Here is a 25,518-nt window from a genome sequence, read left to right as displayed (position 1 = left end):
GCCGTCAGCCCTCATCCACCCGCTCGGCCTTGAAATGCCAGCGGCCATAGCGCCAGGGGCGATACCAGCGGCCCTCCGCCGGCAGCGTCGGCGGCACCGGATCATAACCATGCCCACCCCAGGGGTGGCACCGGCACAGCCGCGCGGTGGCCATGAACAGGCCCGGCCACGCGCCGTGGCGGGAAATGGCCTCGTCCGCATATTCCGAGCAGGTGGGCAGATAGCGGCACTGCCGCCCCATGAAGGACGACAGAGTGTAGCGATAGGCCAGAATGGGCAGCCGCAGCACCAGGCGCGGCAGCCGGCCGATCAGCCGCAGAACGCCGCGCCCCGCCCCCTGCGGGCTGGACCAGGGCAGGTCGTCGAGAGTGCCCCGCCGCTGCGGCCCCTCACTCAGCGGCACTGTTCGCCACCCCGGCCCGCGCGGCCTCGATCTGGTCGATGCAATCCACCACCGCGTCGAAGGTGAGCATGGTGGACGCGTGCCGCGCCTTGTAGTCGCGGATGGGCTCCAGCACCTTGAATTCGTCGAACGCGCCCTCCGGCGGCGGGCCGTTCTCCTTCAGCATCTTGAGCATGGTCTGGCGCAGCGCGCGCAGGTCCGCCGCCTTGGCGCCGACCACGTGGCGGGCCATGAGCGAGGAAGACGCCTGCCCCAGGGCGCAGGCCCGCACCTCGTGGGCGAAATCGCTCACCGTGTCGCCGTCCATGGCGAGGTCCACCACCACCGTGGAGCCGCACAGGCGGGAATGGGCCTTGGCAGTGGCCTGCGGGGCCTGAAGGCGCCCCAGCCGTGGAATCTCGGCCGCCAGGGCCAGGATGCGCGCATTGTAGATATCGTTGATCATGGGCTCGAACCCGCCGGCCATGCCGGTCCCGTACGCAAACGTGATCGGCGCGCGACACCGCTGCCCCCGCGCCGGATGCTTCCTGCGCTTTATATAGCGCTGCGCCGGGCGCCGGTAAGGCCCCCGCCCCGGCTGTGAGCCGCTTGTGTGGGGCACCGCTTGCGCGGAAGCCCGGGCGGCCCCATGATAAAGCTTCGCCTGGAAATGCTCCAGGCTGGAGGGTACGGACGGCATGGCCGCCGCCGCAAGGCGGGGCGCGGTTGGGGAAGGCACCCGCGCATGCGTAGCCGACGACCGGTGACACTCCTGCCATCCGGCGGATCGCCAAGGCAGGTCGAACGGAGTTGTGTACGTCATGGACGCGGTGGTGAAATTGTTCAAGGCGCAGGCGGAACACGAGGAACGCGAGCGCCAGTCCCGGGCGCGCCAGTCCCAGGCGCACCCGTCCCAGGGCCAGAAGGCGAAGAAGGCGACCGAGGACGGTCAGGCCGCGCCGCTCATGGCGTTTCCGCCCCTGCCCGACGGCAGCCCCCGCCCCTCCCGCGCGGAGGCCGAGGCGGCCGTGCGCACCCTGCTCGCTTACATGGGCGAGGACCCCGCCCGCGAAGGCCTGCTGGACACGCCCAAGCGCGTCATCAAGGCGTATGACGAGCTGTTCGCGGGCTATCGGGAAGGCAGCGACGATCTGCTCGACCGCACCTTCGGCGAGATCGGCACCTTCGACGACATGGTGCTGGTGAAGGACATTCCCTTCTATTCCCACTGCGAGCACCACATGGTGCCCTTCTACGGCAAGGCCCATGTGGCCTATTTCCCGGTGGAACGGGTGGTGGGCCTGTCCAAGATCGCGCGGGTGGTGGACACCTTCGCCAAGCGCCTGCAGACCCAGGAGCACCTGACCTCCCAGATCGTCACCACCTTGGATGAGGGCCTGCGCCCCCGTGGCGTGGCGGTGATGATCGAGGCCGAGCACATGTGCATGTCGATGCGCGGCATCACCAAGGCCGGGGTCACCACCCTCACCAGCCAGTTCACGGGCGTCTTCCGCGACGATCCGGCCGAGCAGGTGCGCTTCATGACCATGGTGCGCGCCAACAAGGCCTGAAGCGCAAGACAGCCTTCGCTTTCATTCGGGGCCGCGCCGCAAGGGGCGGCCCCATTGCTTGAAGAGCCCTCCCCATGACCTCGCCCGCCGCCCGGCCCGCCGCCCCCTTCGCCGCCCCCGCCTCTGGCGCAGCCCTCGAGGAAGGCACGCAGCTCACCCCCAGGTTCGACGCCAACGGCCTCATCACCTGCGTGGCGGTGGATGCCCAGAGCGGCCAGGTGCTGATGCTCGCCCACATGAACGCGCAGGCCCTGGCGCTCACCATCGAGACCGGCGAAGCCCACTATTTCAGCCGCTCCCGCGGCAAGCTGTGGAAGAAGGGCGAGAGCTCCGGCCACACCCAGAAGGTGCTGGAAATGCTGGTGGACTGCGACCAGGACGCGGTGGTGATCAAAGTGGAGATGGGCGGCACGGGCGCGGCCTGCCACACCGGCCGGCGCTCCTGTTTCTATCGCACCGTCCCGCTGGGCGCGGCGCCGGGACCGGACACCCGGCTCGGCTTCACCGGCGACACCCCGCGCTTCGACCCCGCCCAGGTCTACGGCAAGCCGCACGACCACTGAGCGCTCGAGCGCCGCCACCGCGCCGAACGACGCGAAGGCGCCCGGGCGGCGCGCCTCGCCTGCCATCACATCTGCGTGCCCCCACGGGTACGGGCGTGGGGCCCAAGCACCGGCGCCGTGGCGTGATGCGGCAAGGGCAATGCTCGATCTTACGCTACGGCATAAGAACATCTCACGGCCACGGTTCCGACATCCACACGTAGTATTCTCTTGCCAATAGGTGGTGCGCGCCGGAACCGGCGTGGGGCTGGGGGCATTGCTAAGGCATAGCCCGCGTGTCGACGCGGACTGACTGCGAGGCGAGCATGTTTCATCCGTTCCATCGCCGCACTGAGGGCGCCTTCGAGCCCGCCGAGTCCAAGCTGGACGACATGGGGGCGGGCACCGCCGCCACACCTGATTCCACCCTGCGGCCCGACCTCGACGCGGCGCCCCCGCGCCGCCCCCAGCGGGAGCAGAAGCCCGCTTTGGGCCTTGCCCTGGGCGGCGGCGCCGCGCGCGGCTTCGCCCATATCGGGGTGCTGCGGGTGCTGGAGAAGAATGGCATTCGTCCGAGCATCGTCACCGGAACATCCATCGGCGCGGTGGTGGGCGGCCTGTGGGCGTGCGGCCGGCTGGACGAGTTGGAGGAATGGGCGCTCAGCCTCACCAAGCGGCGGGTGCTGGGCATGCTCGACTTCGCCTTGGGCGGCGCCGGGCTCATTGGCGGGCGCAGGCTGGTGGACCTGATGCGCGAGAAGGTCGGCAATGTGGCCATCGAGGACATGCCGATCATCTTCGGCGCCATCGCCACCGAACTCGGCACCGGCCATGAGATCTGGCTCACGCGCGGCGATTTCGTGGACGCCCTGCGCGCCTCCTTCGCCCTGCCGGGCATCTTCACCCCCGCCCATGTGGGCGGCCGCTGGCTCATGGATGGCGCGTTGGTGAACCCCATTCCGGTCTCGCCGGCGCGGGCGCTCGGGGCGCGGCTGGTGGTGGCGGTGAACCTGAATTCGGACGTGTTCCGGCATGGCACCGTGGTGCAGGACCACGGCGGCGTGGTCGGCCATGTGGCCGATGCAGCGATCACCGGCAAGCGGCGGAACCTCATGTCGCGGCTGAGCCCGGATCGGCTGCGGCGCCATTTCTTCACCGCCCCGGCCGATGACGGGCCGCGCGGCCTGTCCACGGTGATGATCGACGCCTTCAACATCACCCAGGACCGCATTGCCCGCTCGCGCCTTGCGGGGGACCCGCCGGATTTCGCGCTGACACCGAAGCTCGCCGCCATCGGTCTGTTCGATTTCCAGCGCGCCTCCGAAGCCATCGCCGCCGGCGCCGAGGCCGCTGAGCGCAATCTGGAAGAGATCGCCGGCGCCATGGCGGCGCTGAAATAGCGCTTCCGAGCAAATGAACGCCGCCCGAAAAGGCTGATGCGGGCGGCGCGGGACGCTATCGGTCGTGCTCGGGGGTTTTCGAGCGACGCCATCGCGTGAAGAATGGGCTCCAACGCAGTACAGGTGAGCATGTCCCCGATTCCGTGAAGCGGGGGCATGCTCTCATCCGGAAGATCTCATGTTCTACGAGCCCGCCCGCAATGACCACGACCTGCCCCACTCGCCGCTGAAGGCCATCATCTCCCCGCGGCCCATCGGCTGGATTTCTTCCCTCTCCGCCAGCGGCACCGCGAACCTCGCGCCCTATTCCTTCTTCAACATGGTGAGCGAGCAGCCGGCCCTGGTCATGTTCTCGTCGGTCGGGCGCAAGGATAGTGTGGCCAATATCGAGGCCACGGGCGAGTTCGTCTGCAACCTCGCCACGCTCGACCTCATCGATGCGGTCAACGCCACCTCCGCGCCGCTCCCGCCCGGCGAAAGCGAGTTTTCCGCCTTCGGCATCGCCACCGCGCCGTCCCGCCTGGTGAAGCCGCCGCGTGTGGCCGCGAGCCCCTGCGCGCTCGAATGCGTCTATGTGGAGACCATCCGCCCGCGCGGACGGGACGGGGTGGAAACGAACAATTACATGGTCATGGGCGAGATCATCGGTGTTCATATCGCCGACGAGGCGATCACCAATGGCCGGGTGGACACCGCGCAGCTGCAGGTGCTCGCCCGCTGCGGCTATCTGGACTATGCGCCCGTGGACCGGCTGCTGCCCCGCCCTCGCCCCAAGGCGTGATCTCACGCAGCGCGTCAGCCGCGCGCGCAGCGGCAGCCGGCCGGGAGCGCGGAGGCTGACGGCCGCTCAAGCGCCATGCTTCCGCCGCGCCCCAACACGGCGGCTCCGCCGTTCCCGGCAACGGGCATGTCCACGCGGCCGCATCCACTTTGCTTGAAAAGGCCTTAATACACGAACTGCTCGCGCAGGATCCGCTCTTCCAGCCCGTGGTCGGGATCGAACAGCATGTCGATGGAGGAGGAGGTGTCGAGCCGGGCGGAGACGGCGACGATGTCGCGGACCTCATAATGGTCGGCGGCCGCGCTCACCGGGCGCTTGTCCGCCTCCAGCACGGCGATGTCGATGCGCGCCTTGTCGGGCACCAGCGCGCCGCGCCAGCGGCGGGGACGGAAGGGCGAGATGGGCGTGAGGGCGAGCAGCGCGGTGCCCAGCGGCAGGATCGGCCCGTGCGCGGACAGGTTATAGGCGGTGGAACCCGCCGGCGTTGCCACGATGACGCCATCGCAGATGAGCTGGTCGAGGCGCACCTTGCCGTCGATGGAAATCCGCAGCTTGGCCGCCTGATAGGTCTGGCGCAGCAGCGACACCTCATTGATGGCCGGCGCGCGGTGGCGCGTGCCGTGCCGGTCCATGGCCTCCATCACCAGCGGATGGATCCGCACGTGCTGAGCGGCGGCCAGCCGCTCCACCAGATCATCCTCGCGGAAGGTGTTCATGAGGAAGCCGACGGAGCCACGATGCATGCCATAGATGGGCAGGCCCCGATCCCGGAAGCGGTGCAGGGTCTGGAGCATGAGCCCGTCGCCGCCAAGCGCCACGATCACGTCCGCATCCGCTTCGGAAACGCCGTTATAGCGCGCGTTCAGCCGCGCGCATGCAGCATCCGCTTCGGGTGACTGGCTGGAGACGAAGGCTATCCGGGCCATGGACGGAGAGGGAGTGTTCATCAGGACGGTCACGCCCGCTGATCCATGTCGCCGCGCCAAAGTGCGGCGCTTGGTCTTCGTAGCCGCCCGGGCCAGCCTTGTCGAGGTGCCGCAGGGGCGCCATCATCCACCAACCGCCGGGGAATGCGATGGATCTCAAGCTCGTCTACACCACTCTGCCGTCCCTCGCCGTGGCCGAGGAGCTGGCCCGGACCCTGGTGGAGGAACGCCTTGCCGCATGCGGCAACATCCGCTCCGCCCAGGTGGCCATCTATGAATGGGAGGGGCGCATCGAGCGGGCGGAGGAGGTGATTCTCCTTCTGAAGACCACCGCCGAGCGCGCGCCAGCCCTCGTTGAGCGCGTGCGCGCACGCCACCCTTACGAGGTTCCGGCCATCCTGGTGCTGCCGGTGGAGGCCGCCGACGCCGCGTTTTCCACATGGGTGGGGCAGCAGACGGCGAATGCGGCCAAATAATGTTGCCCCCTTGACGCCAAGGGCTGCCATTCTTGGTGTTCCTATAGGGACACCAAGGAAGGACGAGAGGACATGGGCGGCCCTTTTCCCGGCCTTGCGCGCTCACGGGCGGCGGGGACGTGCGCGTGTTTCGTCGTCGGCGTCATCTCCCTTGCGGCATTGAGCGCGCCCGCCCATGCGCAATCGCAATGGGATTCGGTCATCTCGAATTCCAATTGGTATGTGCCCGTCGGCAACATGCTGGCCTACGGCTCCTCCAGCACCAGCTTCGCCGACCCGTTCCCGGTGGGTGACCAGACGCTCTGGACCCTCGGCACCTCCACCAATGGCGTGTTCTCCGGCAGCAGCTCGGCGGAACTGGCGATCGGCCCGGTCACCTCGGCATCATCGATGAACATCCAGGGCACGGTCTCCGCCTCCGGGCAGGTCACCATGCTGTTCACGGACCCGACCACCGGCCTTGTCACGGTGGGGCTCGGCATGATGCGGGAAGAGGGCGGCGTCACCGCCATGGAAATGCAGATGATCACCGGCACCACCATGCTGGTGACCCACTGGGCCTACATGCTGCCCTATGACCCCGCCACATTCACCCCGCCCGCGCCGGCGCCCGTGCCCTCCAATGCCTCGCCCCAATGGACGTGGACGCAGGGAACGCCCTGGCGCATCGTCAGCCCCAGCCTGTTCGGCACGGCGGCGCCGGGCCGCCTCGTCATCACCAACTACCAGAGTGGCTATTTCTGGGGCCGAGGCGTGGCGGCGAATGGCGATGCCTTCACCTTCCTCGGCTCCATCACCCCCGAGGGCAAGGTGCTGCTCAGCACCCTGCCCGATGCCAGCGCCACCCTCACCAGCCTTTATGGCGACATCTCCGGCTCCTCGACCGGCGCGCAGATGGATGTGGGGGTGTACGACTCCAGCGGGGCCTGGACGGGCGGAGCCGCCGCCATCTCCCTGATCCAGCCCTATGTGCCGACACTGATCGCCACCGGCAATCCGGCGCCCGTTGGGGCCGCCACCACCCTCTACCGGGTGGGCAGCACGCCCGCCGGCCTGTTCGGCCCCCTCGCCCCGGCCATCGCGGCGCTCGACAGCCTTTCCGGCCCAGCCCTCTCCGTCGCCCTGAGCCAGACCCTGCCCGTACTCGCTGGAAACGCCGCCCGCGCCACCTATGACACCCAGCGTGGCCTGCAGCAGATCGTGACCGAGCGGCTCGCCGCAGACGGGTCGGCGGATGCCGTCAATGCCTGGCTGCAGCCCTTCGGCGCGGTGGCGAACCAGGCCACGCAGGCCGGCTATTCCGGCTTCAGCGCCAGCGGCGGCGGCTTCGCGGCCGGCGTGGACCGCGAGGTTGCCAATGGCCTGCGCGTGGGCGGGCTGTTCGCCTATTCGAGCACGTCCCTCTCCGGCAATGCAGTGGGGGCACCCGCCAGCCTCAACGTGTCGAGCTACGCCCTGGGCCTTTATGGCAGCTACGCCGCCCTGCCCGGCCTTACCCTGGACATGCAGCTGGATGGGGCCTTCAACGCGAATTCGGAAAACCGGCTGGTGAACATCGGCGGCGGCACCGCGTCCGCCGACTATGACGGCACCACCTTCCATGCCGGCGCCGGCCTGCGGCAGAGCATCGCCGCCAGTGCGGAGCTGGAACTGCAACCGGTGGCGCGGCTCGATTATGCGCGGGTGGACGCCCAGTCCTATACCGAGACCGGAGCGGGGGCGCTGAATCTTGCGGTCGCCTCCCAATCCTATGAAGAGCTGATGCTCAGCGGCGGGCTGCGCGGCCGCTACAAGCTGTCGACCCCGGTGGGCCTCACCGCCTATGCGGGCGTCGGCTACAACCTGCTTGATACGGGCGCTCAGGTCACCGCCTCGTTCCTGGGCGGGGGCGGCGATTTCATCACCGACGGCGCCTCGCTCTCGCCCTGGCTGTTCACCACCGGCGTGGCGCTGGTGAGCACGGCGCTAGCGGATTTCGACCTGCGCCTGGGCTACGATTTGCAGGCAAGCCCATCCGGCTTCGTGAACCAGATGGGCTCCTTCAGCCTGCGCATGCGGCTTTAGGAGTGACGCGGGCAGGCTTAAGACGAGCCCGCGCCCACGGCATCAGGACACCGGATCCCACAGCACCGGCACATAGCGGTAGCCCTCACCTTCCTTGGCGAGGTGGGCGGCGCCCGGGAATGGGAAGTGATAACCCGCCACCTTCGTGCGGTCGGCCACGAGGCGGTCATAGGTGCGCCGGCGCACATCGGCGGCCTTCGCCGGGTCCATGTCGAACATCACGTGCCAGGACGGATTAGCCACGAACAGCGCCGGGATGTTGGTGATGTCCGATTGGATGAAGAGCGCGTCGGCGCCCGACACCAGGTCGAACGAGGTATGGCCCGGCGTATGGCCTGCGGTGGCGACGCTGGTGAGGCCCGGCGCCACCTCCTTGCCCCAGGCATAGCGCTCCACCTTGCCCTCGAACGGCTTGAACACCCGCCGCGCATTCTGGAAGCTGCCCTTCAGTGCCTCCGGGGCACGGCCCGCCTGGCCCTCATCCATCCAGAACGCCCATTCCGCCTCGGGCACGAACACCTGCGCCTTGGGAAAGGCCGGCATTCCATCGGCCGCCAGCAGGCCGTTGATATGGTCGCCGTGGAAGTGGGAAATCACCACCTGGTCGATGCTCTCCGGCGCCACGCCGATGGCGGCCAAGGTCGGGCTCAGCTTGCCCACCGGCCCACCGGCCGGGCCGTTGCCCGTATCCACCAGCACCCGCCGGCCACCGCTCTCCAGCAGGAGCACGGTGAAGGGAATGGAGACCTGATCGGGCGGCAGATAGGCCGCCTCCAGCGCGCGGTTCACCTCATCCTTCGGCGCATTGCGCACGAAGCCGGCGGGCATGGGAAAGGTGCGCACGCCGTCGCTGATGGCCGTTACCAGCACATCGCCCACCTTGTAGCGATAGGCGCTGGGCAGCGCGCGCGAAGTGGCCGGTGTCTCGTCCGCCGCGAGGACGGGCGCGGTGGTTCCCAGCAAACCTGCGGCGGCCGTTCCAGCCGTGCCGGCCATGAGGGTGCGTCGCGTCAGTTCGGTCATTGAGGGGTCACTCCCGGCATATCCTGGCCTGAGCCGCCGACGGGCGGCGGCGCGTGCCGAAAGATAGCATCGCTGCCTTCCGCAAAGAAAAGGCGCCGCTCACAGATTTGCGAGCGGCGCCTTTCAGGATCGTGCTTTTGGAAAACTCAGCGGATCGGCGGGGCGTACTGGATGCCGCCCATGCTCCACAGCTGGTTGATGCCGCGCGGGATGCCCAGCTTGGAGGCCGCGCCCACGTTGCGCTCGAAGCTCTCGCCATAATTGCCAACGGTCTTCACCACCAGCACGACGAAGTCGTTGGGCAGGCCGAGGGAGGCGCCATTGTCGCCGTCGACGCCAAGCAGGTGCTTCACTTCCGCCTTCTGGGACTTCAGCGCCTCATCCATGTTGGCGGAGGTGACGCCCAGTTCCTCGGCATTGATCATGCCGTAGAGCACCCACTTCACCACGTTGAACCACTGGTCGTCGCCCTGGCGCACCACGGGGCCCAGGGGCTCCTTGGAGATCACGTCGGGCAGCACGATGTGGTCGGCGGGCTTCGCCATGTTGAGGCGCAGGGCATAGAGCTGGGACACGTCGGTGGTGAGCGTGTCGCACTTGCCCTCTTCATAGGCCTTCACGAGAGCTGCGGAGTCCGGCAGGGTAATGAGCTCCAGCTCCATGCCGTTGGCCTTGAAGTACTCCTGGGTATTGACCACCGCCGTGGTGCCGGCCTGCACGCACACCTTGGACTTGTCCAGCTCCAGGGCGGAGGTGACCTTGCGCGCGTCGCGCACCAGGAAGCCCTGGCCGTCATAATAGGAGATGCCGGCGAACAGCAGGCCCAGCTTGCCTTCGCGGTCCAGGGTCCAGGTGGAGTTGCGCGACAGCAGGTCCACCTCACCCTTCTGCAAAGCGGGGAAGCGCTCGTCGGCGGTGAGCGGGACGAACTTCACCTTGTCGGCATTGCCGAGCACGGCGGCGGCGACGGCGCGGCACAGGTCCACGTCGAAGCCGGTCCACTGCCCCTTGGCATCGGCCGCGGAGAAGCCGGGCAGGCCCTTCGACACACCACAGACGAGCTCGCCACGGTCCTTCACGGCCTTCAGGGTCTGGCCCGGCGCAGCGGTTTGCGCCGACGCGCCGGTGGCCACAAGCGCGGCTGCGCCGGCCAGAACGGCCAGTAACTTCTTCATGAATGCCCCCGGTTCAGGAGAAGGGAGAAATGAAAGGGCCACCCTCAGAGGGTGGCCTGCTGACGCACGATGACCTTGGTGCCCACGGGCACGCGCTGGTACAGGTCAATGATGTCGGAGTTCACCAGCCGGAAGCAGCCGGAGGAGACGGCATAGCCGATGGTCTGCGGCTGGTTGGTGCCGTGGATGCGATACACGGTGCCGCCGATATAGAGGGCGCGCGCCCCCATGGGATTGCCGGGGCCGCCGGCCATGAAGCGCGGCAAATAGGGCTGGCGCTCGATCATCTCCGCCGGCGGGCGCCAATCGGGCCACTCGGCCTTGCGCACGATGCTCTTCAGGCCCTGCCACTGAAAGCCCTCGCGGCCGACGCCGATGCCATAGCGCATGGCGCGGTTGTCGCCCTGCACCAGGTAGAGAAAACGCTCATTGGTATTGATGATGATGGTGCCCGGCGCCTCGGTGGTGCGGAAGTACACCGGCTGGCGGCGGAAGGCCGGGTCGAGCTGCGCCTCGTCGTCGTCCGGCGGCACCAGGCCCGGCTGGTCGCCGATATCCATGGTCGCGCCCGGGGTGCCACGCGGCGCGGTCTGCGCCTGGCTCGCGCTCACGCCGGCCAGAAGGCCCACCTGCAGCAGGGCGGCGAAGGTCAAGGTCTTGAACGTCGAAGAAATCATGCCCGCCTCATCTGTCGCGTCCCTTCGGGAGCGAATGTTTTTGCAGGGTCGCACTTAAGCGCGGCTTAACGCTGCGCGGCCCTTCTCTCACACACCCCCTCGTGCGCTCCATGCCGGCTGCGGGGCACCTCCCCCGAGCGATACGCGGACACATGCGGCATGAACAACCCACATCCCCATATTTCGATTAGCTGAGCCCCGGCCGAAGGGAAAGGGGCGAGAGCCCCGCCACAGTGCGCTTTCCCATCACAAGCGCCTCATCACGAGGCCGCGCCGGCATCTGGACGGCCCCGCCCTTCCCTCTTAAAAGGTGCGCCCCATATGGAAAGCAAGCCTACCTGCGTGGTCCGCAGGAGTGGGCAGGAGGAGTGACATGATTGCCTTGACCTTCCCCGACGGCGCCAAGCGCGAATATGCCGAGGGAACTTCCGGCGCCGATATCGCCGCCCAGATCTCCAAATCGCTGGCCAAGAAAGCGGTCGCCGTCACCCTCGATGGCGAGCTGACCGACCTTGCCGCCCCCATCAGCGCCGACGCGAAGTTCGAGATCGTCACCCGCGACGATCCGCGCGCGCTGGAGATGATCCGCCACGACTGCGCCCACGTGCTCGCGGAAGCGGTGCAGTCCATCTGGCCCGGCACCCAGGTCACCATCGGCCCGGTCATCGAGAACGGCTTCTATTACGATTTTGCCCGCAACGAGCCCTTCACCACGGAAGACCTTCCGGTGATCGAGGCCAAGATGCGCGAAATCATCGCCAGGGACCGCCCCTTCACCAAGGAAGTGTGGACCCGCGACGAGGCCAAGCGCGTCTTCGCGGCCATGGGCGAGAACTACAAGGTCGAGCTGGTGGACGCGATCCCCGCCGACCAGGATGTGAAGATCTACAAGCAGGGCGAATGGTTCGACCTCTGCCGCGGCCCGCATTTGCCCTCCACGGGCAAGGTGGGCAGCGCCTTCAAGCTCATGAAGGTGGCGGGCGCCTATTGGCGCGGCGACAGCAACAATCCCATGCTGACCCGCATCTACGGCACCGCCTGGCAGGACCAGAAGGAGCTCGACGCCTATCTCCACCGCCTGGAGGAAGCCGAGAAGCGCGACCATCGCCGCCTCGGCCGGGAAATGGACCTGTTCCACTTCCAGGAGGAGGGCCCCGGCACCGTCTTCTGGCACCCCAAGGGCTGGACCCTGTTCCAGGAGTTGGTGGCCTATATGCGCCGGCGCCTGAAGGCCGACTACCAGGAAGTCAACGCCCCGCAGGTGCTCGACGCCGAGCTGTGGCAGACTTCCGGCCACTGGGGCTGGTACAAGGAGAACATGTTCAAGGTGCAGTCCGCGGGCGATGAGACCAAGGACGAGCGCGTTTTCGCCCTGAAGCCCATGAACTGCCCTGGCCATGTGCAGATCTTCAAGCATGGTCTGAAGAGTTATCGTGATCTGCCCATGCGTCTTGCCGAATTCGGCGCGGTGCATCGCTACGAGCCTTCGGGCGCGCTGCACGGGCTCATGCGCGTGCGCGGCTTCACCCAGGACGACGCCCACATCTTCTGCACCGAGGAGCAGATGGCGGCCGAGTGCCTGAAGATCAACGATCTGATCCTGTCGACCTATGCCGATTTCGGCTTCGACGAGATCATCGTGAAGCTCTCCACCCGGCCTGAGAAGCGGGTGGGTTCGGACGCGGTGTGGGATCACGCCGAAGAGGTGATGACGCGCGTCCTCAAGCAGATCGAGGAGGCCTCCGGCGGGCGCATCAAGACCGGCATCCTGCCGGGCGAAGGCGCCTTCTACGGGCCGAAGTTCGAATACACCCTGCGTGACGCCATCGGCCGCGAGTGGCAGTGCGGCACCACCCAGGTGGACTTCAACCTGCCCGAGCGCTTCGGCGCCTTCTATGTGGACGCCGACGGGCAGAAGAAGACGCCGGTGATGATCCATCGCGCCATCTGCGGGTCCATGGAGCGCTTCACGGGCATCCTCATCGAGCACTTCGCGGGGCACTTCCCGCTGTGGCTCGCCCCGACGCAGGTGGTGGTGGCGACCATCACCTCCGACGCCGACGACTACGCCCAGGAAGTGGTGGCCAAGCTGAAGGCCGCGGGCCTGCGCGCCGAGATCGACCTTCGCAACGAGAAGATCAACCTCAAGGTGCGCGAGCATTCGCTGGCCAAGGTGCCGGTGCTGCTGGTGGCCGGCAAGAAGGAGGCGGCCGAACGCACGCTCTCCATCCGCCGCCTCGGCTCCAACGCCCAGGAGAGCGGCGGCCTCGACGCCGTGATCGCCAGCCTGACCGAGGAGGCCGTGCCGCCGGACGTGAAGCGCAAGGTGCTCGCGGCCGCCGGTCAGGCGGCCTGAGGCCAAGCCCGGCAAGAGAAAAAAGGCGGCGGGAGCCCAAAGCTCCCGCCGCCTTTTTCATGGCCGGGTGAGGCCCCCGCTTTCGAGCGCGACCCGGGCCGCCACGGCGCCGGGCCCGAGCACTCGCATCAGTGCTCGCATCGGCGGAATCACAGAGAGCCGATTGAAGCCGCGCCTGAGTATCGGTCGACACGCGGTGTCGGAAGCGCGGCTTCCGCCGGACCACCGATGCCGGGTGATGTCGCGGCCTTCCCCCTTGCTTGCAGACGAAGGCGTGAGAGGGAAACCTTGAGAATATCGAGCGGCCAATGCCGCGACGGTTCGCGTTTCTGAAAGCAACACGGACGCGACGCCTTAGCTGTCTTCCTCCGCGCCGCCGAGGCGGCCGTGCCATTCCCTCGCCGCAGGCAAGCAGGTCGGGAAACGAGGCCCCTGCCCGCCAATGTTTCCTGATCGTCGATCAAAACCGGGCGCGGCCTGACCCACCGTTACCCCCTGCCCGGCAGTGCGTCTGCGGGCGCGCGCCGTTATTTCAGGCTGCGGAAATAGGCGGCCAGTTCCTTCGCTTCCATCTGGGTCAGCGAGACCTGCGGCATCAGCGGGTGGGGCGTCAGAAGCTCGAAGGCGATCCACTCAGCGGTCGGATTGACCGTTTCCCGAGCGATGGCGGGAAAGGTGGGCGCATCGCTCTGCCCCAGGTCCTGGCCGGGGCTCACCACATGGCAGCTGGAGCACCAGAGCTTGGCCAGCGCCAAGCCCGCCGCCCCGTCACTGGCGGCGTGGGCGGCGTGCGTGCCGCAAGACAAGGCCACAAAAGCGAGAGCAGCCAGAAGCGGCGCAGTGGAACGACGCAAGAAATGGTGCACGGGCCGGGCCTTTCGCTGGGGATGACATTTTGCGGAGTGATGATGCGCCTATTGCATCAGCACATCCAGTTCCTGGTCCTTGCCGGCTTCCACCTTGAAATCACGGCTGTAATTCTTGCCGTCGTGGCGGCCGATGGCGGTGTAATCCCCCTCCGAGAGCACGAAGGTGGGAAACGCACCGATGGACTCCTTGATGGTGTCGCCACCGGGCGTGATGACCGTCCATTGGGTATCGCCCTGGGCCTCGCCGCCCTTTACCTTCACCAGCTTCAGCATCACCTGTGCGGCGCGATGGTGCATGGTGGCGTCGGTGAGCTTGCCGGGCACCACGTTCACGTCCGCGCGCACCACCGCATTGGCGTCGCCATAGGTGGAAACCACGTGGTAGGTCCCCTCGGGCAGCAAGATCACCTCGCCGGCGCCGGCGCCGCGATAATAGGGCTGGCTGGAGGTGCGGCCCTGCAGGAACGAACCCTCGAAGATGTCGAAGGTCAGCTTCTGCGGTGAAATCGCGTGGTTCTCCACATCAGCCTGCAGGCGCAGGCCGCCGGCGGGAAGGGTGAACGCCTCTCGCCGGGAGACGGTGCCCACCACCACGCGCTGGGCAGTGGTGGCGAGCCCATAGGTCACATGCACGATGTAGCCGCCGGGCGTGAGAAAGAAGACGGGCGCGGAATCGGAACTCTCCGCCACCAGGGGAAAGGCGCCCGTGCTCTCCGGCTGATCGGCGAACACGCGCCACACCAAGCCACGCTGAATGGGCGTGCCCTCGCTGCCGAAACGGGCGAAAACCCCCAGCGCAGCCTTGCCAGGCGGCGCATTGGGCAGCACCGAATGGGGCTCGCGCGGTCCCGCCGAAGGTGAGCCACCCACCCCGGGGGCCAGCGCCGGGGCCCTGAGGCCGCCGCCGGAAGGCGGCGCCGCGAACGGGCCCGCAGGTGGCGGGGTCGCGGGCGAACCCAGGAACTGCAAGCTCTGGGCGCCGGCTCCGGAATTCCAGGAGAAGGCGGCCACGAGCGCCAGCGCCACCACCGGCAGCCGCCGGCCCAACAGGTCGAGAAGGTGGATGGAACGCCCGAACAGGCGTGCGAAGCAGGTCATCGCACTGAGGTGCACAAAATTCAGGGCGGTTTCAAGTCGCCGCTGCGGTCCGATCCCCTTGCCCCTGGGTGATCAAAGCCCCGGTGAGAGGCCGGGGGCACGCGGCGATCGGCGCGCTTTCAAAACCCCTCGGCGGGCCTTTATAGGTCTGCCCTCTGCCCGCCGGCCCCGCCGGCCCTCATCAGCGAAGGCCCTGCCCCATGCCCGACGCCATCGAGCTCCTGCGCACCCGCCGTTCCTCCCGCATCATGGATCTCCAGGAGCCGGCCCCCTCGCCGGAGGAGCTGGAAACCATCCTGACCATCGCCGCGCGGGTGCCGGACCACGGGAAGCTCGCGCCCTGGCGCTTCATCGTGTTCGAGGGCGAAGGTCGTGCCCGGGCGGGCGAGGCCTTCGCCAAAGTGCTCGCCGCCAAGGACCAGGAGGTGACCGACAAGCGCCTGGAGGACGAGCGCCAGCGCTTCCTGCGCGTGCCGCTGGTGGTGGGCGTGGTCTCCAGCGCCGCGCCCCATGTGAAGATCCCGGAATGGGAGCAGCTTCTTTCGGCCGCCGCATGCTGCCAGAACATGCTCCTGGCCACCCTGGCCCTCGGCTATGGGGCCACGTGGATCAGCGAATGGCCGACCTACGATGCCGATGCCCGCGCCGCCCTGGGCCTGGCCGAGCACGAGCGCGTCACGGGCTTCATCTATATCGGCACCGCGGCACAGAAGATGGAGGATCGGCCCCGGCCGGAGCTCGCCCGCATCGTCACGCGGTTTTGAACCGCGCCGCGCTCAGGCGCGGTGGGCGCAATGGCAGTCGGCCAGGTGGTCATCCACCAGGCCGCAGGCCTGCATGGCGGCATAGACGATGGTCGGGCCGCAGAACTTGAAGCCCAGCCCCTTCAGCCGCTTGGACAAGGCGAGCGAAGCCGGCGTCTGGGCCGGCACGTCGGCCAGACGCCGGGGGCGGTTCACCACCGGCTCTCCGTTCACCGATTCCCACATGAGGTCGGAAAAGGAGATGCCCTTTTCCCGCAGGTCCAGATAGCCGCGCGCGGATAGCACCGCGCCTTCGATCTTGGCGCGGTTCCGCACGATGCCTGCATCCTGCATCAGCGCCTCGACCTTGGCGGCGTCGTAGCGGGCGATGATCTCCGGCTCGAAGCCATCGAAGGCGCGGCGGAAATTCTCCCGCTTGCGCAGGATGGTGATCCAGGCAAGGCCCGCCTGGAAGCCATCGAGCAGGAGCTTCTCGAACAGCGCACGGCTGTCGCGCTCCGGCACGCCCCATTCGTGGTCGTGATAGGCCATGTAGAACGGATCGGTGCCGCACCATGGGCACCGCATCCGCCCATCCTCGTGGGCCAAGGCCTCGCCGTTCGCCATCAGGCACCTCAGGTCTTTGCGGCTTTGAACTTCTTGTCCAGCTCGCTCACCTTGCGTTCCCATTCCAGGGGGAACTGGGCCCAGTCGGGCGCCTTCAGCTCCACTTCCGCCCCGCCGATGGTGAGGGGCACGCCCTCCGCCTTGGCATCGGTGGCGCGATCGAGGCGCACGGTGGCGATGGCCTTGTTGCCGGCCACCGACGAGAGCCGCCCGATGCTCTTGTCACCGGCCATGATCTCGGCCCCCACCTCGGCCGGCGCCGGCAAAAGGGCTTCCACCAGACGGTTGCGGGCCGTGGTGCGGTGCTCCATGCGGCTCACCACCTCCTGGCCCACATAACAACCCTTCTTGAAGTCCACGCCGCCCAGCTGGTCCATGTCGGCCTCGTGGGGGAAGGTGTCGCCATACGCGAAATCGGCGCCCCCCTTGGGAATGCCCAGGGCGATGCGGTGGGCCTCGTAAACAGCGAGATCACCCGAGAGCGCCGCTGCCGCCGCCTTGGGCAGCACCACCCGCTGCCCCAGCGCCGCGAGGCGCGGATCGGCGAACGAGGCGCCCTCCGGCGCGGCCTCGCCGGCACCGAACACGGCAGCCACCGCCATGTCCTCCGCCTTTTCGAAGGCCACCTTGGCCCGCAGGCGATGGAAGGTGAGGCGCTTCAGCAGATCGTCCACCTGCGCGGCCGGCGCATCGAACAGGAAGCTGTCCTCCCCGTCACGGTAGAGGAGAAAGTCGGAGAGAATCTTACCTTGCGGAAACAGCAGCGCGCCATAGCGCGCCTCGCCCACCGCCATGGTGGCGACGTTGCAGGTGACGACGCCGTGGAGGAACTTGGACGCCTCCGCGCCGGACGCACGAATGAGAGCACGATCAGTCAAATGAATGACGGGCATGGGACCGTCCTTTCTGAAGCAATCCGCAAGATGTAAGCCCAGCGTCGCGCCCTCTCAAGTGCGCAAGAGCGCCCATGCCGCGATGCAACGCATCCCGCATGGCGCGGTTGCGGGCAACCGGGTGCGCGCGCAACATCCTGGGAACGATTCGCCGGGCGGCGCGGGGACAGCACGGGGCGGGAACCACATGACTTCCTGGATGGTGGCGCCGGTCGCCTTCGCCGCGATGATCGCAGGCGCCTTCCTGGCGATTTTCCTCGCCCGCCGGGCGCCGGACGACTTCTTTTCCGAGAAGACCCAGGACACTTTCAAGGTGACGGTCGGCCTCACGGCCACCATGACGTCCCTGCTGCTGGGCCTGATGACCAATTCCATGCGCTACAGCTATGCCAGTACCGAGGAGGATGTGCAGCAATACGCCGTCGCCCTCATCACGACTGACCTGGAGCTGCGGCATTTCGGTGAGGACGCCTGCGCCGCCCGCCAGGAATTGTTCAAATTTGTCCGCCTCGTCATCAGCGAAACCTGGAGCTCCGACAAGCATCCGCCCCAGACCGGGTTCGAAACCGATGCCACCAACCAGCTGTTGAAGCTCGATGCCAGCGTGCGCGCGCTCACGGCGGTCTCGGACGACCAGAGGGTGAGCCGCAGCAACGCCAAGGCCAGCGTGAAGGCCCTGCTCACCCACCGCTGGAAGCTCAGCGGAGATGCCGAAAACCGCATTCCGCCCCTGTTCATCTTCGTGGTGGTGTGCTGGCTCACCCTCATTTTCACCAGTTTCGGCTGGTTCTCCTCCACCAACCTGCCGAGCATTCTGGCCCTGACGCTCTCGGCCGGCGCCATCTCGGGGGCATTGTTCCTGGTGGTGGAGATGGGCGAGCCCTTCAGCGGCCCCATGCGCGTCGCGTCGGCGCCGCTGCGCAACACGCTGCAAGCCATGGAGGCCCATCCCTGCGCCTTGGACACCACGCCCGCCGCCACAGCACAATGACGCTGCCGCGGCTTCAAGGCTTGCCATGGAGCCGCCCAGGCGCTTGAGTGGGGCCCCCTGATTTCACAGTCGTGTCATGGCCCCGCTTCCTCCCCGCACCCTTCAAGCCCGTGATCGCGCCATCCCGCTCGGTCCGCGCACCCTCGTCATGGGCATCTTGAACGTGACGCCCGATTCGTTCTCCGACGGTGGACGCAGCGCCCGGCCCGATGACGCGCTCATCAACGCCCGCCGGCTGGTGGCCGAGGGCGCCGACCTGCTCGACGTGGGTGGCGAATCCACCCGTCCCGGCCACACCCCGGTGCCGGCGGAGCAGGAATGGGCGCGCCTCGCCCCCGTGCTCGCCGCCCTGACTGCGGAGGTCAGCGTTCCGATCTCGGTGGACACCTACAAGGCCGAGGTGGCCGACAAGGCGCTCAAAGCCGGCGCCCACATCGTCAACGACGTCTGGGGCTTCGCCCACGACCCGGACATGGCGCGGGTGGTGGCCGCCCACGATGCCGCGGCGGTGGTGATGCACAATCGCGCCGAAGTCGACGAGACGCTGGATATCGTGCAGGACATGCTCGCCTTCTTCGAAATCGCGCTGGAGAAGGCCGAGCGGGCGGGCGTGAAGCGCGAGCGCATCGTGCTGGACCCCGGCATCGGCTTCGGCAAGACCTTCCCGCAGAACCTCGCCGCCATCCGCCGGCTGGACGAATTGCGGGTGCTGGGCCTGCCCATTCTGCTCGGCACCTCGCGCAAGTCCCTCATCGGCAAGGTGATCGAGACCACCCCGGCCGAGCGCCTGCCGGGCACCATCGCCTCGAACGTCATCGGCATCATGGCGGGCGTGGAGATCATCCGCGTGCACGACGTGGCGGCCCATGTGCAGGCGGCGCGCGTCGCCGAAGCCATCCGGGACGCCTCATGACAATGGAAACGGCCTATCTCTGCCTGGGCTCCAATGTGGGCGACCGGGCGGGGACGCTCGGGCTCGCCATCGGTGTGCTTGCGCGAGCCGGGCTGAGCATCCGCGCGCGCTCGTCGCTCTATGAAACGCCGCCCTGGGGGCCGATCCCGCAGGGGCCCTACCTCAACCAGGTGGTGGAGGTGGAAAGCCCCGTCAATGCGCGCAGCCTTCTCTTCCTCGGGCTGCTGGTGGAACTGATGCTGGGCCGCAACCGCGCCCGCGAGGTGCGCTTCGGCCCCCGGCGCATCGACATCGACATTCTGCTGTTCGGCCAACAGGCCATCGCCGAGCCGGATCTGGAGATCCCCCATCCGCGCATGCTGGAACGGGCGTTCGCGCTGGTGCCCCTGGTGGAGATCGCGCCCGAGCTCGTCATCCAGGGCACGCGCGCGGCCGACGCGCTGGCGCGCCTCGACGCGACGGACATCCGGGCGGTCGCTGGCTGAGAGGCGCCGCCTCCGCGCCGCCGGGAGCGACAGCCCGAACGGGCGCGCTAATTCAGGCTCTTGGAGAAGCGGTCCACCTGCCGGCGTACCTCATCCTTGGCCAGGCCGTAGCGGTCCTGGATCTTGCCTTCCAGCATCTCCCTGCGGCCGGCGATCTGCGCCAGGTCGTCGTCGGTCAGGCGGCCCCACTGGGCCTTCACCTGCCCGCACACCTGCTTCCAATGTCCCTCGATGCGATCCCAGGTCATCGCAATCACCTCCCTTGACTGCGGAACGCCTTTGCTGCGCCGGGGCCCGCTCGCCCGCCGGTGGTCCGGCGGCTTGGGGCACGGCGCTGCAATTGGCTGCCTTGCGGAAATTTGCCCTGGACAACGCCCGCCGGGCATGCCGAGTTCCCGTTAGATATGAAGATGACGCCGGAGGCGGTCCGGCCGCATGGGGGATGAAGAGTGATGAGCGCTGCGCGAGAGGTGGATGATGCAAAGCTCGCCGAAGGAGTCGTGAGGGGCGAGCGCGCGGCCCTGGCGCGGGCCATCACCCTTGTCGAATCCCGGCGCAGCGACCATCGCGCCCGCGCCCAGGCCCTGTTGCAATCCCTGCTGCCGCGCACCGGCGGCGCCTATCGCGTGGGCATCACCGGCGTGCCGGGCGTGGGCAAATCCACCACCATCGACGCGCTCGGCACCTATCTCACGGAGCAGGGCCTCAAGGTGGCGGTGCTGGCGGTCGATCCCTCCTCCAGTCGCACCGGTGGCTCCATCCTGGGTGACAAGACGCGCATGGCGCGGCTTTCGGTGGACCCGCGCGCCTTCATCCGCCCCTCGCCATCGGGCGGCACGCTGGGCGGCATCGCCGCCAAGACCCGTGAGACCATGCTGCTGTGCGAGGCCGCCGGCTTCGACGTGGTGCTGGTGGAAACGGTGGGGGTCGGCCAATCGGAAACGGCGGTGGCCGACCTGACCGACACCTTCCTGGTGCTGATGCTTCCCGGTGCCGGTGACGAGCTGCAGGGCATCAAGAAGGGCGTGCTGGAGCTGGCCGACATCGTCGCCGTGAACAAGGCCGACGGCGACAACATTCCCCGCGCCCGCGCCGCCGCCAGCGAATACCGGGCGGCGCTGCATCTTCTGGGCGCGCGGCAGGCCCATTGGTCGCCGCCCGTGCTCACCTATTCCGCGCTTACGGGAGATGGAATCGCGCAGGTGTGGGAGCAGGTCACACTGCATCGCCAGAAGTGCGAGGCCGCCGGCGCCTTCGCCGCCACCCGCCAGGCCCAGCAGGTGCGCTGGATGTGGACGCTGCTGAATGAGCGCCTGGCCGAAAAGGTCGCCTCCGATCCGGGGGTGAAGGCCCGCCTGCCCGCCCTGGAAAGCGAGGTTTCCGCCGGCACCCTCGCCCCCGCTCTGGCGGCGGCGGAGATCGCCCACCTCATCGGCCTTTGAGCCGGCGGGCGGCCCGTGCGCGCGCATCCTGGCATGAGCAGCCCGCGGGCGCGCATCCTGGTCTGTGCCTTCGGGCCGTTTCCGGGCGTGCCGGTGAACCCTTCCGCCCGCCTCGCACGGCAGATCGTCCATGCGCGGCGGCCGGCGCTCGCGGACATCGAGCTCATCCTCGAAATCCTGCCGACCCGCTGGGATGCGCTGGACATTCTCCGGCGCCACCTCACCCGCCATAGGCCCGACGGGGTGCTGTTGCTAGGGGTGGCGCCCCGGCGGCGAACGTTGTGCGTGGAGACCCGCGCGGTGAACCTCTGCGCCGACCGCCCCGATGTCGCCCGCCACCATCCGCCGGCGCGAAGGGTGGATCCACGCGCGCCTCATGTCTTGAGCTGTACGGCGGATGTCCCCGCCCTGCTCGCCGCCGCCCGTTCCGCCTGCGGCGCCGTTCGCGCCTCGCGCGATGCCGGCCGCTATCTATGCAATGCCAGCTATTTCACCGCCCTTTCCGGTGCGAACGGGCGCCCCGTGATCTTCGTGCACGTGCCTGGACGCACGGGCCGCCGCGCGAGCGCGCCCGTCGCGCTGGCCACCGCCCTGGGCGCCGTGCTGGTCGCGCTCGCGGCCCAGGCGAAGCGCGACCGGCTCCGCTCGTGAGCGCTCCATTGAATCTGTGTTCAAACTCAGCAAAGCTGCCGTGGGGGCGCCGGAAGCGAAAAAGGTTGCCGGAGCATGGCAAAAGGCCGTTTGCGCACCTTCTCATGGCGGTCCCGATAGCGTAAAGCCGCCCCATCTGCCGTGATCCGAAACGGACGATCCCCCGTGACCATTTATCTCCCCATTGCCGAACTGCCGGTGGCCATCTTCACCGTGTTCGCCATGGGGCTCGCCGTCGGCTTCATTTCTGGAATGTTCGGGGTCGGCGGCGGCTTTCTGATGACGCCGCTGCTCATCTTCACCGGTGTTCCGGCGGCGGTGGCTGTGGCCAGCGTCTCGCCCTACATGGCGGCGTCCTCCTTCTCCGGCGCGCTCTCCTACCTGCGCAAGGGCATGGTGGACCTCTCTCTGGCGGCGGTGCTGATTGCCGGCGGTCTGGTCGGCACGGCGGCGGGCGTCGCCCTGTTCCTCTGGCTGCGGATGATTGGGCAAGTCGACCTGTTCATCCGCATCGCCTACACCCTGCTGCTGGGCGCCATCGGCATCATGATGCTGGTGGAAAGCGTGCGCGCCATCCGCCGCACCCATCGGGGCGAGGCCGCCCAGGTGCGCCGCCCCGGCACTCATGCATGGTTCATGCGGCTGCCGCTGAAGATGCGCTTCCGCCGTTCCCGCATCTATGTCTCCGCCATCCCGGTGGCGGGCATCGGCTTCGTGATCGGCCTCTTGGGCGCAGTGCTGGGTGTGGGCGGCGGGTTTCTGCTGGTGCCCGCGCTCATCTACATGCTGCGGGTGCCCACCACCACGTCGGTCGGCACCTCGCTGGTGCTGACGCTGGTCACCATGGCGGCGGCCACCATCCTGCATGCCGAAGCCAACGGCACGGTGGATGCCGTGCTCGCCTTCGTGCTGATGATCGGCGGCACCATGGGGGCCCAGTTCGGCGCCCGCACCGGGCAGACCATGCGCCCCGAAAACCTGCGTTTCCTCTTGGGGCTGCTGGTGCTCTCCGTCGGAATTCGCGTGGCCGTCGACCTGGTGCGCCAGCCCGCTGACCTCTACGCGCTCCACCCCATCGAGGCGCGGCAATGAGTGCCCCTCCCGCCCGCCGGGCGCGCTCGCGCCTGCCCTTCGCGGCGGGATTGCTTGCCGCGGCGTGGGCGCTCACAGCCGCGATGCCCGCCGCGGCGCAGGAGAAGAAGCAGGCCCCGCTCGTCATCTCCGTCTCGCAGCCGCAGGTGCGCATCACCTCGTCCTTCACCGGCGCCGAGCTGGTGGTGTTCGGCGCCGCCGAGACAACCGCCACGGCGCCCGACGTGGTGGTGACGGTGCGGGGACCCAAGCAAAGCTTCGTCACCTGGCGCAAATCGCGCGTTCTCGGCCTTTGGGTGAACACCGACAGCCGCACCTTCGTCGACGTGCCGGCCTTTCTCAGCGTGCAGGCCAACCGGCCGCCGGAGGAGATGGCCCCGCCCGAGGTGCTGCGGCTGGAGCAGATCGGCCTGTCGCGCAACCTGCTGATCCAGCGGGTGGGCACCGATTATGCCGATGTGGTGCCCACGGACCCGTTCCGCCTTGCCTTCCTGCGGACCCAGCAGGCCGAGGACCTTTACCAGGACAATGCCCACGGCGTGACGTTCCTGGCGCCGGGCGTTTTCCGCGCGAACATCGTCATCCCCGGGCGGGCGCCCATTGGTCGCTATGATGTTACCGCCATTCTGCTTCGAGACGGCCATGTGATCGCGCGAGCGACGGAGCATTTCGAAGTAAACAAAAGTGGCTTTGAGCAGCAGGTGGCATCATTCTCGCAAAATGACGCCACCATCTACGGCATTGCCGTTGCCATTGGCAGCCTCATTGTCGGCTTTATAGGAAACTTCCTTTTCAGGAAGGAATAGGCGGCGACCAACGACAGATTGTGATCTTCGGCCACGGAAAGCGGAAAGTTGCGCCCAGCGATCTTTCCCGCCAAGCGCTCCGGTATAATTGTTTCAGCATTCGCTTTTCGCTTGAGATTCAAGCCTACTCGCGTCAAACAGTCACCCATCAGGTGATTTTTGAGCCACTCAGCTCAAGTGGCTTCGGGTGCCAAGCCCTGACCGGCGCCCGTCGGGACGGGACGGTGCCCACAAGCACCGTCCCGTATCCCTTGCGCATTTCCCGCCCCTGATACCTCTTGGCGTGTGACCTTCCCCACATTTTGCGCCGCTGGCTAAGAGCCACGGCCCGTTGAGCCCCAAGGCCTGATGCCACCCTCGGGCGCCCCTTCGAACGGGCCGTGGGCAGGACGGCGCGCATTTTCGCGTTTCAAAGCCGTGTGAAAATGCTCTAGACGCGGAGACGGATCACCGCTCGCGCCACGTTTTCACTGGAGGCCGAAGTTGGCTGGCAGCATCGCCATTACCATCGAGGACGGCATCGCCCGCCTCGTCCTGTCGAATCCCGAACGGCGCAACGCCATTTCCAGCGGCATGTGGCAAGCCCTCGCCGGTTTCGCCTCCGAGGCGGCGCGCCGCCACGATATCCGCGTCGCCATCCTGCGTGGCGAGGGGGCTCTCGCATTTTCCGGCGGAGCCGACATTTCGGACTTCGACGGGGCGCGTTCCGATGCCTCGGGCGCGCAGAGCTATGACGACATCGTGGAAGGCGCCTGCGCCGCCATTGAGGGGCTGCCCTTCCCCACCCTCGCCCTCATTCACGGCGCCTGTGTCGGCGCCGGTGCCGCCCTCGCTTCGAGCTGCGACCTGCGCATTGCCGCGGACAATGCCTTCTTCGCCATTCCGGCGGCGCGCCTCGGCCTGGGCTATGATCCACGCGGCCTGCACCGGCTGCTGCGGGTGTTCGGAAGCCAGGGCACGCGCCAGCTCTTCTTCACCGCCGACCGCCTCGCGGCCGCGCGGGCCTATGAGATGGGCGCCATCGACGTCATCGCCACCCCGGAGGAGGTGGATGCCACGGCCGATCGCCTCGCCCTGCGCATGTCCGAGAATGCACCATTGACGCTGAAGGCCGCCAAGCTCTCCATCCGCGCGGCGGAAGGTGGGCATGGCAGCCTGCTGGCGGAGGCCAAGCGCGCAACCAGCGCCGCCAATGCCAGCGCCGACTACCGCGAAGGCCGGCTCGCTTTCTCCGAAAAGCGGGCACCGCGCTTCACCGGCGCCTGATTGCGGGCCGCTCCTGCCCCCCGGCGACGGCGGGGCAGGACGCTTTGGATATGTCGCACGCCGCATTGGACATGATGGCGCCCCGACGATATGTTCCGCGCCCACCGCAGTTGCATGGCCATTTGGGGCGTAGCCAAGAGGTAAGGCAGCGGATTTTGATTCCGCCATTCCCTGGTTCGAATCCAGGCGCCCCAGCCACGCTCCCCATACCCCCTCAATAAGACCGCGACGGCCCGCAGGTCGCGAAACGCCCCGCGCATTCTTAATGC

General features: G+C 67.8%; 27 protein-coding genes and 1 tRNA gene. 17 read left to right on the top strand and 11 right to left on the bottom strand.

What is annotated here, in order from left to right:
• Positions 1-4: 4 nt before the first annotated feature.
• Together yidD and V5F26_RS12135 are read right to left on the bottom strand one after the other, a co-directional pair.
• Positions 5-403 (bottom strand): membrane protein insertion efficiency factor YidD, encoded by a 399-nt coding sequence (gene yidD, locus V5F26_RS12140; protein WP_394946040.1) that lies wholly within the window; start codon positions 401-403, stop codon positions 5-7.
• Positions 390-848: an iron-sulfur cluster assembly scaffold protein gene (locus V5F26_RS12135; RefSeq protein WP_394057930.1), complete on the bottom strand. Its 459-nt coding sequence runs from the start codon at positions 846-848 to the stop codon at positions 390-392. Before V5F26_RS12135 ends, yidD begins: the two co-directional genes overlap by 14 nt.
• 355 nt (positions 849-1,203) lie before the next feature.
• Here V5F26_RS12135 and folE point away from each other — a divergent pair, with 355 nt between their 5' ends.
• The 4 genes from folE (at position 1,204) to V5F26_RS12115 (ending at position 4,676) form a co-directional block, all read left to right on the top strand.
• Positions 1,204-1,953 (top strand): GTP cyclohydrolase I FolE, encoded by a 750-nt coding sequence (gene folE / locus V5F26_RS12130; RefSeq protein WP_370640589.1) that lies wholly within the window; start codon positions 1,204-1,206, stop codon positions 1,951-1,953.
• 74 nt (positions 1,954-2,027) lie between these two features.
• A complete protein-coding gene (gene hisI, locus V5F26_RS12125) occupies positions 2,028-2,516 on the top strand; it encodes a phosphoribosyl-AMP cyclohydrolase (RefSeq protein ID WP_394057894.1) in 489 nt (162 codons plus the stop codon).
• A gap of 305 nt (positions 2,517-2,821) precedes the next feature.
• Positions 2,822-3,895, top strand: a complete 1,074-nt coding sequence (locus V5F26_RS12120; RefSeq protein ID WP_394057893.1) for a patatin-like phospholipase family protein — start codon at positions 2,822-2,824, stop codon at positions 3,893-3,895.
• Between the two features lie 178 nt (positions 3,896-4,073).
• Positions 4,074-4,676, top strand: a complete 603-nt coding sequence (locus V5F26_RS12115) for a flavin reductase family protein (protein ID WP_394946039.1) — start codon at positions 4,074-4,076, stop codon at positions 4,674-4,676.
• A 164-nt stretch (positions 4,677-4,840) separates the two neighbouring features.
• On the opposite strand, the gene V5F26_RS12110 is transcribed toward V5F26_RS12115, so the two are convergent.
• Positions 4,841-5,662 carry an NAD kinase gene (locus V5F26_RS12110; protein ID WP_394057889.1) on the bottom strand — a complete coding sequence of 274 codons (822 nt, stop codon included), beginning with the start codon at positions 5,660-5,662 and terminating at the stop codon, positions 4,841-4,843.
• A gap of 89 nt (positions 5,663-5,751) precedes the next feature.
• Between V5F26_RS12110 and cutA the strand changes: the two genes are divergently transcribed.
• Together cutA and V5F26_RS12100 are read left to right on the top strand one after the other, a co-directional pair.
• A complete protein-coding gene (cutA, locus tag V5F26_RS12105; RefSeq protein WP_234049982.1) occupies positions 5,752-6,078 on the top strand; it encodes a divalent-cation tolerance protein CutA in 327 nt (108 codons plus the stop codon).
• 72 nt (positions 6,079-6,150) lie between these two features.
• Positions 6,151-8,142, top strand: a complete 1,992-nt coding sequence (locus tag V5F26_RS12100) for an autotransporter family protein (protein WP_394946038.1) — start codon at positions 6,151-6,153, stop codon at positions 8,140-8,142.
• Between the two features lie 42 nt (positions 8,143-8,184).
• Here V5F26_RS12100 and V5F26_RS12095 read toward each other — a convergent pair whose 3' ends face one another.
• The 3 genes from V5F26_RS12095 to V5F26_RS12085 all read right to left on the bottom strand — a co-directional run bounded on the left by V5F26_RS12095 (position 8,185) and on the right by V5F26_RS12085 (position 11,017).
• Complete coding sequence (locus V5F26_RS12095; RefSeq protein ID WP_394946037.1) at positions 8,185-9,165, bottom strand: MBL fold metallo-hydrolase; 981 nt, start codon at positions 9,163-9,165, stop codon at positions 8,185-8,187.
• Positions 9,166-9,311: 146 nt separating this feature from the next.
• A complete protein-coding gene (locus V5F26_RS12090) occupies positions 9,312-10,340 on the bottom strand; it encodes an amino acid ABC transporter substrate-binding protein (protein WP_234049979.1) in 1,029 nt (342 codons plus the stop codon).
• A 44-nt stretch (positions 10,341-10,384) separates the two neighbouring features.
• Entirely contained in the window at positions 10,385-11,017 is a 633-nt protein-coding gene (locus V5F26_RS12085; protein ID WP_234049978.1) for a L,D-transpeptidase, read from the bottom strand.
• A 373-nt stretch (positions 11,018-11,390) separates the two neighbouring features.
• Between V5F26_RS12085 and thrS the strand changes: the two genes are divergently transcribed.
• Positions 11,391-13,373 (top strand): threonine--tRNA ligase, encoded by a 1,983-nt coding sequence (thrS, locus tag V5F26_RS12080; RefSeq protein ID WP_234049977.1) that lies wholly within the window; start codon positions 11,391-11,393, stop codon positions 13,371-13,373.
• Positions 13,374-13,900: 527 nt separating this feature from the next.
• Here the strand turns inward: thrS and V5F26_RS12075 are convergent.
• Entirely contained in the window at positions 13,901-14,128 is a 228-nt protein-coding gene (locus tag V5F26_RS12075) for a c-type cytochrome (protein ID WP_394946036.1), read from the bottom strand.
• Positions 14,129-14,287: 159 nt separating this feature from the next.
• On the bottom strand, positions 14,288-15,340 hold the full coding sequence (locus V5F26_RS12070; protein ID WP_394946035.1) for an RgsD C-terminal domain-containing protein: 1,053 nt from the start codon (positions 15,338-15,340) through the stop codon (positions 14,288-14,290).
• 200 nt (positions 15,341-15,540) lie between these two features.
• On the opposite strand from V5F26_RS12070, the gene V5F26_RS12065 reads away from it, so the two are divergent.
• A complete protein-coding gene (locus V5F26_RS12065) occupies positions 15,541-16,104 on the top strand; it encodes a nitroreductase family protein (RefSeq protein WP_394946034.1) in 564 nt (187 codons plus the stop codon).
• Between the two features lie 12 nt (positions 16,105-16,116).
• On the opposite strand, the gene V5F26_RS12060 is transcribed toward V5F26_RS12065, so the two are convergent.
• Together V5F26_RS12060 and ygfZ are read right to left on the bottom strand one after the other, a co-directional pair.
• Positions 16,117-16,710, bottom strand: coding sequence for a DNA-3-methyladenine glycosylase I (locus tag V5F26_RS12060; protein WP_394946033.1), 594 nt, complete (start codon positions 16,708-16,710; stop codon positions 16,117-16,119).
• A gap of 8 nt (positions 16,711-16,718) precedes the next feature.
• Positions 16,719-17,603 carry a CAF17-like 4Fe-4S cluster assembly/insertion protein YgfZ gene (ygfZ, locus tag V5F26_RS12055; RefSeq protein WP_394946032.1) on the bottom strand — a complete coding sequence of 295 codons (885 nt, stop codon included), beginning with the start codon at positions 17,601-17,603 and terminating at the stop codon, positions 16,719-16,721.
• 187 nt (positions 17,604-17,790) lie between these two features.
• Between ygfZ and V5F26_RS12050 the strand changes: the two genes are divergently transcribed.
• The 3 genes from V5F26_RS12050 to folK all read left to right on the top strand — a co-directional run bounded on the left by V5F26_RS12050 (position 17,791) and on the right by folK (position 19,992).
• The gene (locus V5F26_RS12050; RefSeq protein ID WP_234049971.1) at positions 17,791-18,594 is read left to right on the top strand and encodes a bestrophin-like domain; all 804 of its coding nucleotides are present in this window, start codon (positions 17,791-17,793) and stop codon (positions 18,592-18,594) included.
• A gap of 76 nt (positions 18,595-18,670) precedes the next feature.
• Positions 18,671-19,507 (top strand): dihydropteroate synthase, encoded by an 837-nt coding sequence (gene folP, locus V5F26_RS12045; protein WP_234049970.1) that lies wholly within the window; start codon positions 18,671-18,673, stop codon positions 19,505-19,507.
• A complete protein-coding gene (gene folK / locus V5F26_RS12040) occupies positions 19,504-19,992 on the top strand; it encodes a 2-amino-4-hydroxy-6-hydroxymethyldihydropteridine diphosphokinase (protein ID WP_394946031.1) in 489 nt (162 codons plus the stop codon). The genes folP and folK overlap by 4 nt, the downstream gene beginning before the upstream one ends.
• A 47-nt stretch (positions 19,993-20,039) precedes the next feature.
• On the opposite strand, the gene V5F26_RS12035 is transcribed toward folK, so the two are convergent.
• Positions 20,040-20,240: a CsbD family protein gene (locus tag V5F26_RS12035; protein WP_234049968.1), complete on the bottom strand. Its 201-nt coding sequence runs from the start codon at positions 20,238-20,240 to the stop codon at positions 20,040-20,042.
• A gap of 204 nt (positions 20,241-20,444) precedes the next feature.
• On the opposite strand from V5F26_RS12035, the gene meaB reads away from it, so the two are divergent.
• The 6 genes from meaB (at position 20,445) to V5F26_RS12005 (ending at position 25,447) form a co-directional block, all read left to right on the top strand.
• Entirely contained in the window at positions 20,445-21,434 is a 990-nt protein-coding gene (meaB, locus tag V5F26_RS12030; protein WP_394946030.1) for a methylmalonyl Co-A mutase-associated GTPase MeaB, read from the top strand.
• A gap of 33 nt (positions 21,435-21,467) precedes the next feature.
• Positions 21,468-22,085, top strand: coding sequence for a pyroglutamyl-peptidase I (locus V5F26_RS12025; RefSeq protein WP_394946029.1), 618 nt, complete (start codon positions 21,468-21,470; stop codon positions 22,083-22,085).
• Between the two features lie 165 nt (positions 22,086-22,250).
• A complete protein-coding gene (locus V5F26_RS12020; RefSeq protein ID WP_234049965.1) occupies positions 22,251-23,177 on the top strand; it encodes a sulfite exporter TauE/SafE family protein in 927 nt (308 codons plus the stop codon).
• The gene (locus V5F26_RS12015; RefSeq protein ID WP_394946028.1) at positions 23,174-23,983 is read left to right on the top strand and encodes a TIGR02186 family protein; all 810 of its coding nucleotides are present in this window, start codon (positions 23,174-23,176) and stop codon (positions 23,981-23,983) included. The genes V5F26_RS12020 and V5F26_RS12015 overlap by 4 nt, the downstream gene beginning before the upstream one ends.
• A 483-nt stretch (positions 23,984-24,466) precedes the next feature.
• Positions 24,467-25,249, top strand: a complete 783-nt coding sequence (locus V5F26_RS12010) for an enoyl-CoA hydratase-related protein (RefSeq protein WP_394057866.1) — start codon at positions 24,467-24,469, stop codon at positions 25,247-25,249.
• A gap of 123 nt (positions 25,250-25,372) precedes the next feature.
• A tRNA-Gln gene (locus tag V5F26_RS12005) sits at positions 25,373-25,447 on the top strand.
• Positions 25,448-25,518: the final 71 nt, after the last annotated feature.

The sequence above is a fragment of the Xanthobacter variabilis genome (assembly GCF_043831965.2).
GTDB lineage: Bacteria > Pseudomonadota > Alphaproteobacteria > Rhizobiales > Xanthobacteraceae > Xanthobacter.
This window is presented reverse-complemented; position numbering and strand designations above follow the sequence as displayed.